This window comes from Nostoc sp. CALU 1950 (assembly GCF_051172895.1).
Lineage (GTDB): Bacteria > Cyanobacteriota > Cyanobacteriia > Cyanobacteriales > Nostocaceae > Nostoc > Nostoc edaphicum_A.
Genome location: NZ_JBDNJQ010000048.1, coordinates 39,400 through 47,732, shown reverse-complemented (window position 1 = coordinate 47,732; position 8,333 = coordinate 39,400). Strand labels below are relative to the sequence as shown.

The following is an 8,333-nucleotide window of genomic DNA, read 5'->3' as shown; positions in this document are numbered from 1 at the left end:
ATAATGAAGCTACTCACAGTTGCTCTTATTGCTTTTCCGGGCAAATAAACAATATTTTAAATCAACTTTTTAGTTAACTTTGTGAGTTGAAAAGGGAATTACGCAATGACAGATTCAGGAATATCAGGAATAAAAGAATACGCTCATGCTCAAATATATGCACAAATGTATCGATTTGCTTGGGGCTTATTTCATAATGTTATAGAGCCTGTTGAATCTGCTGGTCGGTTGCTAATTCCATTGGGCTGATATCTTCATTCAGAACAAAAATGGGCTTATATATAGTAGATTACTCTTATCAAAAAACTGGTAATTAAATCGCTACGCATTTTTAGAATCAGGAAATGCCAAGAAGGCGAACACCCATTTGCACAGCGATCGCTCTGGCACAGAAGAGAAAAGCAATCGCCTGCCCTCTCACAAATGTTGTGCGTCCACCAGCCACGATTGAGATAACACGTTTTTGGATTCAATAGATACTCCACTCATTCTTGAGAAGTTCAAGCTTCTCACTTTTTATACTTAAGCTCTTACAGTCACTCATAAATTGTGAAACTTGGGATTCTATTAGTGTTAAATTTCCTTCTCTAAGGTTATTTATAAAAGTTGTATCGGGTGTATAGGCAGTAGTTAGAGTACAACAGAAGTTTGCTGAACCACTTTTATTTCATTCTTTTTTCTAATTTCTGAATTGACTCAATCGCTTCCTGATGCTCTTTGTGCTTGGTCTGTTGTTGAAATAGGGAAGCAGCTTTGTGCAAATCCTCTATTGCCTGTTGATAATTTCCAATTAAAGTTTGGGCTAACGCACGATGGTTGTAAGCCTCTGCACAATTCGGGTCTAGTTCCAGTGCTTTGTCACAGTCGATAACTGCTGCTGAGGCATCTCCCACATGATGCCGACACAGACCGCGACAGGCATAGACTATTGCTATGTTACCTCCCAGGTCAATTGCTTGACTATAGCTACTGATTGCCTTGGAGTAATTTCTGGTGTGGTAATAAGTATCTCCAAAGGCCATATGAACCGAAATTTTCTTAGGTTCTAGCTGCAAAGCTTGCTCACAATCAGACACAGCCGCTTCATAATTCCCCAGCGCGCAGTGTGCGGCAGCACGAAAAGTATACCCCCCTAAGATGCTTGGATTCAGTCTTAGAACCTGATTACAATCTTCTAGGCGTTGTTTATAATTGCCCATCAGCCCATACACAATGCCTCGATGTAAATAAGCAACTAGCATTTGGGAATTAAGTTTTAGGGCTTGCGTATAGTCAGCAATTGCTTCTGGGTACTTGCCCAATGCCCAATAAGCATCCGCCCGATGCCGATAAGTATCAGCATGATTTGGTAACAGATGGGCTACCTGGTCGTAATCGCTAATTGCACTTGGGTAATTCTTGAGGCGATAGCGGGCCAATCCTCTATTCAAATAGGCATCACAATTGCTGCTATCAAGACGTAGGGTTTGATAATAATCTGCAATTGCTTTTTGGAACTGATTTATATTGGCATAAGCCATGCCACGATAGAGAGAAGCTTGGATATGTTTTGGATTGGCTTGAATTACCTGTGTGAAGACTAGTATCGCTCCCTGGTAGTCACCACGCTGATATTTTTCGATTCCCTGATTGAAGAGAAATTGAATATTCATAACTGCTAAACTGACGTGAGACTTTTTTAGCCCCAAGAAGTACTTAGATTTAGTTCGCCAGCGTCCCTTAAAATAAGGGACTTCCTGGCAACGGTAACGAAGACACTAATACTACAGGATGTAACTTTTTTTGACTGAGACATTGAGCAGCGGTGAGAAGCTTATAGATAATTCTTATTCTTAGTGTTCCCATTCTTGAGCAGCCAGGAATAATTCTGGAGAAAGTTTTTTTGTCAGCATCACAGAGGTAGTGAGGCAGTTCGTATCTCAAGCGTTCACCTCTTTTCGTGAAGAGGTAGACGAGCGCCTGGGGGAGTTCGCAGTTTGAGAGAGTCAGGTGAATCTCTTGGGCAGGAAGTGAAGCCAGACTATAAAACAATCCGCGATGGCAACGAGAACACCGCAGGCATCGCACCCTAGGCAAGCGGCAAGGCGATTGACGCATTTATCAGGGAATTGTCTAAGGGTGAGCGCTAACAATAAAACCCCCGGTGATTTACCAAGGGCTAATGTCTCCTGTCTTAACTCTGTCTAAATGTCTGTCTGCTCTGTCCATTGCTACATAAAGATTCTGTCTAATTCTGTCCGTTCTAGAGGTCTGTCTGATTTTGGGTAATTTCGATGGTCGTAGCATCTAGCCAGACGGACAGACTGTTCTCAACTAACTCGTTAAACAGTCGCTTCAACTCAAGAGAACTGAACCGTTGACCCTTTACCTTAAAGTTGGGCTGTATCTCAATAATGACTGCCGATTAAAAGCGATCGCTCTCCCTGGATGCGCCAGCAATTGCTACCACCAACCACGATTGAGATAACACCCGCTAGTTGTCTGGGTTTAGGCGAGAGTAACTTACGGGCTAACCAAGACTGACCTGTGTGAGCGGATAAACATCAACGGCAGTCAAATCAATCAATGGGCTACGATGCTTAACCTTGACCCTGATGAATACCTGTTTGAGTTGACTGGGTGGAAGAAACCCCTGAACGCTCGGCGGTACTTCCCGGTGTTGGGGGACGAGCAAAAGCTTGGGGTAAATAATTAGTCAGTAGAAGGCGAACAACGGTACGAACGCCTTTCTCCAGTCCTTTACTTCAATCCCGACTGCTGTTTACTCTTAAGCAAGTCATGCTCAAAAGTAGCTGTGATTTTAGAACCATCAGGATTTTCCCAGACAAAGGTTGCTGTTGTTGCAGAGCGGCTAACCTCGATACCTCGGTACAAGATTGACCGCACCTCCGTTAAGGACATTCCTGGTTTTAGCTGTTCGTACTCTGCACGACCGAAGCGACCGAGTTCAGCTTGGGTAGATTGTTCATGCTGCTTGGGATAAAAAGCAGTTTGAACAAAACCATACGCTAGACCTGAACCAAGCATAAGCCCCAATGAAAGGGCAATCTTCATCATTGAGCGAACACGGCGATTTACTAGTTGTTGAGAAGTCATCAGGAACTCCTTAATTCAAATTGTTTGATGACTTGAGTTTAGGAGTTGCCAAATAGAAACCAAATTAGTCAAAAATAGAGTAAAAATAGATTTAAATAGAAATAAATCGGCTATAGGTTTAATTAAGTGAATTACTCAGCCAATCTCTCAGAACAGCAATCTCAGTTCTTAGATGCAATGGCAACACAGTTGAATTTTGGAAGTGATATGTTGACTGTGTTTTTAGCTCGTTTTGATAAAGCAAAGCGCAATCAAGACAATTCTTCATTAGCAATTACGATTTCCTGGAACAGAGAACCTGAAGATAAAGCACAAAAATTCCAAGATGAGTTAACGAAAATTTGTCAGGTATTGGAGAACAATGGCTGTCCATTTGAAAAACCGAAGCCAGGAAGACAGGCTAAAGGTAAAAGTCCTTGGGAGCAAGCTTTTAAATGGTTGTGGGATACTAAATTTAGTGAATGGCAGCAAAGTCAAAAGGAACTTGTCCAGCCTATAGACATTGATGATTTAGTAAATCAGGTACGTGAAAAAGTCAGCGCAGACATCCAAAAACGATGCGGATGGATGCGTGTCTTGGACATGACTCACCCCATCGGGATAAACGATATTTATACCGATGTCAACATTCTGGAGAAAATTACAGGACGCAAACGATTAGAAATAGCTCAACTTTTGGAAAACTGCAATCTGGAAGACTTCGAGCGATTTGGACTGAATAAAGTGGTAGAAAAGCGAGTACCAGGTCTAGAGGCTGTCGAGCAATACTCCAAACTGATAATTTTAGGAAAGCCGGGGGCCGGTAAAACAACTTTTTTAAAGCGAATAGCAATTCAATGTAAATTAGGGCAATTTTTAGCGGATCATGTCCCCATTTTCATTACGCTAAAAGACTTTGCTGAAGAACCTCGACAACCAGGGTTTTTACAATATATCAATGACCAATTTGCTCTTAACGATATTTCAAACCAGGAAATAACTAAAAGGCTGTTGTGTGAGGGTCGAGCAATTGTGCTGCTCGATGGTTTAGATGAAGTTAAGCAAGCAGACAATGATAGGGTTTTAAGAGAAATTCGTAACTTTTCTACTCAGTACGATGCTAACCATTTTGTGATCACCTGTCGGATTGCGTCAAATGAATATGTATTTCAAGAGTTTACCGAGGTTGAGGTTGCCGACTTTAAGGATAAGCAGATTGCTGAGTTTGCTAGAAATTGGTTTCAAAATAAAGACCCAAAGAAAACCGAACAGTTCATTCAAAAACTTCAAGAAAATCAGCGAATTAAAGAACTGGCAACCAATCCCTTACTACTAACATTGCTGTGCTTGCTATTTGGTGAATCTACAGATTTTCCTTCCAACCGTTCTGAGCTTTATCAAGAAGGGGTAGAAGTATTGCTAAAAAAGTGGGATGGTACACGCAGCATTGAGCGTGACCAGCTATATCATAAACTCTCTCTCAAACGCAAAGAAGACCTCCTCAGCAAAATAGCTTTAGAAACCTTTGAGTCAGGAAATTATTTTTTCAAAGAAAGGCAAGTAGAAGAATACATTAGTGATTATATCCAAAATTTACCTGATGCCCAAACTGATCCAGAAGCACTGCTATTAGACAGCAAAGCAGTACTAAAATCGATTGAAGCACAGCATGGGCTACTCGTAGAACGAGCAAGAGGAATTTATTCATTTTCCCATCTAACGTTTCATGAGTTCTTCACCGCTAGAAATATCGATTCTCAGCATACGTTTCAACAGTTGGTTACTCATATTACTGACAAGCATTGGCGAGAAGTCTTCTTGCTGACTGTAGGGATGTTGAAAAATGCTGATGACTTGTTGCAGTTGATGAAACAGCAAATTGATACGCACCTTGCAGGCGATGAAAAACTACAGCAATTCCTTACCTGGATTAATCAAAAATCATGTTTAGAAACCCGTTATAAACCTGTTGCTATCCGAGCCTTCTATCTCTCCCGAAGCCTCGATCTCTCCCGAGCCCTCTACCTCGGACTCTCTCTCTACCTCTCCTTCGACCTCGACCTCTCCCGAACCCTCTACCTCTGCCTCTTCCGAACCCTCGATTTCTCCCGAAGCCTCGATCTCTCCCGAAGCCTCGACCTCGAATTAAAGCGATCGCTACAAAAACTCAAAGACCAACTGCCTCAGCTAAGAACTGATGAGAAAGAAGCATCCAAGTATCGGTGGCAGGAAAATAGTCAAGCTTGGGCTGAACAACTCAGAACTGTAATGATTCAACATCGCAATATTAGGCATGACTGGCAGTTTAGCGATACTCAGAAGGAACTATTGAAGCAGTACTATGATGCAAATAAGCTACTGGTTGATTGCCTCAATAGCGAATGTTATGTTAGTCGTTCAGTTCGGCAGGAGATTGAAGATACGTTACTGTTGCCAATAAATCGAACCTAAGCCCCTTACAGATGTAGCCAAAAATTATTCAATTTCTAACAATCATTCCCATAAAGCACTTTGCGAACGCCAACTTTCGGCAAGAAGTAGACGAGCAATTGGGGGAATTTACAGCAACTCTTGTAGAGGGCGAATTTCTTGGGCAGGAACCTAAGCCAGATTATGAGACAATTTGCGATCGCGCCCTCGGTAAACTAAAGATGGGGCGGCAGTCGGCCGCGAGTAAAGCGATTGACGCATTTATTAGGGAATTATCCTTGGGTGAGCGCTAATAATAAAGCCCCCGGTACAATCCGAGGGCTAATGTCTGCTGTCTGTCTTTATGTCTGTCTACCTCTGTCCCTTGCTGCATAAGGATTCTGTCTAATCCTGTCCGTTCTGTCCGTCTGTCTGAAAATCGCTGATTTCGATGGTCGTAGCATCTAGCCAGACGGACAGACTCGCCTCTACCAGTTCATTAAACAGTCGCTTCAACTCCTCCGAACTGAATCTTTGACCCTTAACTTTAAAGTTGGGCTGTATCTCCTGTATGACTGCCGATGTTCTTCCTGTGCGCTGGAGGTATTGCAGCAGTGATTGGGCAACAGGTGTTAGGGATGGGGTAGGGCTAGAGTCTGCTGGGGGCTTATCTAAATTAAATTCGAGTTGCCAGATGCGCTCGGCTGTTTCGGTGTCGCTTGAAAGTTTTGGCTCTACCTTTTTGGTATTGCTTTGAGCGTCGCTTGTTACAGATTCATCAAGCCGAAAATCAATTCGCTTGTGGTCAAGTTTAGGCAGTTCAATATCAATCCATTGCCCATGCCCAGGTAGCTTAATCCTACCTCTCCCACTGGCTTTTGCCTCTGTGGTGATTGGGTCAATAGTTGCGATTAGTTCTACTTCTAACAGTGCCGCATCCCGAAGTTTTGATAATCCTTTGGCTTTAGCTAAGATTTCCATTGTGCGGTCGTGAGCTACGAACAAAGGAATCATTAATTGTTTACGAGATTCAGTCATGGCACAGCGAAACCATTTACCAATTAAATCAGGGTCGGGCTTCCATTTTTCATCCTCACAATCATCTGGCATTGGCTCAACTATGTTATCTGTCCAGGTCGTAAATTCCTCACAGATAACTGATAGCATCTTGCCGCTATTTCTTAACCGTTCTGTCCACTGTTCCTCAGTCAATCCACTCTTGCGGTAATCTTCATAGCGCTGGCGCATTTCATCCATATACCATTGCATGAAGAGAGCTATTTCTTTGTAGCCAGTAATCAGCCTTACGCCTTTCCACTCGACCTGTGTGCCGTGCGGGTCAAGCGCTACGATGTTCCATCCGGCTTGTACTTTCTTCCAAATAATCTCTCTGGTAGTCCATGATTTACCTGCACCCATGCCACCAAATATCAGAGTGGGGTAGCCGATGGTGTTGTTAATCCAGCGATATTTCTCAGTAGGAGCGATCGCTTGGCTGTCTGCCCCTGTAACCTTATCGTTGGGGTCAATCGTCCCCTGTAAAGTCTGGCTACCTTGCAGATAAGGGGTTTTCATCTCACGCAACTGCTTAATGTAATCTGCCTTCTGTTGCTCGGTCATCCCCGCCGTCTGCGCCTCAAAGATAGCCTCGGATGCCTCCATTTGGGTAACTTCAATTTCCGTGTGAGCGTAAATCTCAGCTTTTTGGATATCCACAGTGCGATCATTGGCCACTAGATCCAGGTCAGCTTGCAGTTGAACTTCTGCGATCGCAACGTCCCTGTAACTCTCCAACAACTCGGAACGTGCGGCCATCTCTGCCTTTGCTGCATCCCGTTTTTGGGCTATGTCTTCAAAAACTGCCCTCTGCTTCTCTTCATCCTGGCAATGGCGCAGCATCCACCCCGCAAGCGCAAACCCCAGGAATCCCCCAAACGCCCAAAACGGTTTATATGGGTTAGTCGCTTTCACTAACCCATTTACCCCCATTGCTGGATCTCTCACTACTTGGCGCGGCATTCCTTCTAACTGCCATTGCTCCCAGTAATGGGGGGTCATGCGGAATGGTCTGTTATTCTTGTCCTGACATACCAATTTTTTCTGGGGAGTCCGAACGCAGAAATAAATGCGGTCGCTTGACTCCCCTTTCCAAGCCATCGCCGCCGAGCTAATACCAACAGTTAAACTCAGCCCAATGGCAACAGCTTTCTTGTCCATTGGTAACTGACCAAACCACAACATTAAACCCGATTGTTGCGACTCGGATAAAGTTTTATGTTTCTCAGATAGATAATTCATTTACCTCTCCTACCACCAAATAGAAAAAATATTAATATCGCTAGAAATATGCCCACTCCTGCACCATCCATCCAACTTGAAGATTCAGCAGTTTTTGGCTTATAAACCGACTCAATTGAAGTATTAGCTGTATCAGTAGAAGTTCTCGCTTCATTCCACTCATTAATCGGTTCACTAAGCGCACACAATAACGCTAACGATGCACTGCAACCAGTCATTAAATTAGTGACAAAATTATTAAACCCTTCACCTGTTGCAGTGGCAGTAAAATACAAGTGTGCAGTACCAACAGCTAAGAACATTCCAACTGGGTGAACTTGCAATAGATGAAAGGTGAAAATCACTGCACTATTTAAACAACTGCCAGCGACAATTTCACAGGCATTACCAGCACGTCTAAATGTCCGACCTCTATTATTTTCTGGTAATGGTTGTGGCTGTTCTGGTTGTTGATGCTGATGTTGTTGTTGTGGTGTTTGTGCCAGCCCTTCATGCAAAAAAGGGCTGACGCTATGAGGATCTTCATTTCGTTTCCTTACTAGCATCAGCCT

7 protein-coding genes are annotated in these 8,333 nt (G+C 43.3%); 3 read left to right on the top strand and 4 right to left on the bottom strand.

Going from position 1 to position 8,333, the window contains the following annotated elements; all coding sequences use genetic code 11:
- The first annotated feature begins 344 nt into the window (after positions 1–344).
- Positions 345–476, top strand: coding sequence for a hypothetical protein (locus ABF638_RS15230; protein ID WP_435023565.1), 132 nt, complete (start codon positions 345–347; stop codon positions 474–476).
- A gap of 186 nt (positions 477–662) precedes the next feature.
- Here ABF638_RS15230 and ABF638_RS15225 read toward each other — a convergent pair whose 3' ends face one another.
- Together ABF638_RS15225 and ABF638_RS15220 are read right to left on the bottom strand one after the other, a co-directional pair.
- On the bottom strand, positions 663–1,652 hold the full coding sequence (locus ABF638_RS15225; protein ID WP_435023563.1) for a tetratricopeptide repeat protein: 990 nt from the start codon (positions 1,650–1,652) through the stop codon (positions 663–665).
- A 1,087-nt stretch (positions 1,653–2,739) separates the two neighbouring features.
- Positions 2,740–3,096: a hypothetical protein gene (locus ABF638_RS15220; protein WP_435023561.1), complete on the bottom strand. Its 357-nt coding sequence runs from the start codon at positions 3,094–3,096 to the stop codon at positions 2,740–2,742.
- A 126-nt stretch (positions 3,097–3,222) separates the two neighbouring features.
- Here ABF638_RS15220 and ABF638_RS15215 point away from each other — a divergent pair, with 126 nt between their 5' ends.
- The gene (locus ABF638_RS15215) at positions 3,223–5,526 is read left to right on the top strand and encodes an NACHT domain-containing protein (RefSeq protein ID WP_435023559.1); all 2,304 of its coding nucleotides are present in this window, start codon (positions 3,223–3,225) and stop codon (positions 5,524–5,526) included.
- A gap of 98 nt (positions 5,527–5,624) precedes the next feature.
- Positions 5,625–5,798, top strand: a complete 174-nt coding sequence (locus tag ABF638_RS15210) for a hypothetical protein (RefSeq protein ID WP_435023558.1) — start codon at positions 5,625–5,627, stop codon at positions 5,796–5,798.
- Positions 5,799–5,889: 91 nt separating this feature from the next.
- Here the strand turns inward: ABF638_RS15210 and ABF638_RS15205 are convergent, their stop codons facing one another.
- Entirely contained in the window at positions 5,890–7,782 is a 1,893-nt protein-coding gene (locus ABF638_RS15205; RefSeq protein WP_435023556.1) for a hypothetical protein, read from the bottom strand.
- Positions 7,779–8,327 (bottom strand): hypothetical protein, encoded by a 549-nt coding sequence (locus ABF638_RS15200; protein ID WP_435023554.1) that lies wholly within the window; start codon positions 8,325–8,327, stop codon positions 7,779–7,781. Before ABF638_RS15200 ends, ABF638_RS15205 begins: the two co-directional genes overlap by 4 nt.
- Between the last annotated feature and the right edge of the window lie 6 nt (positions 8,328–8,333).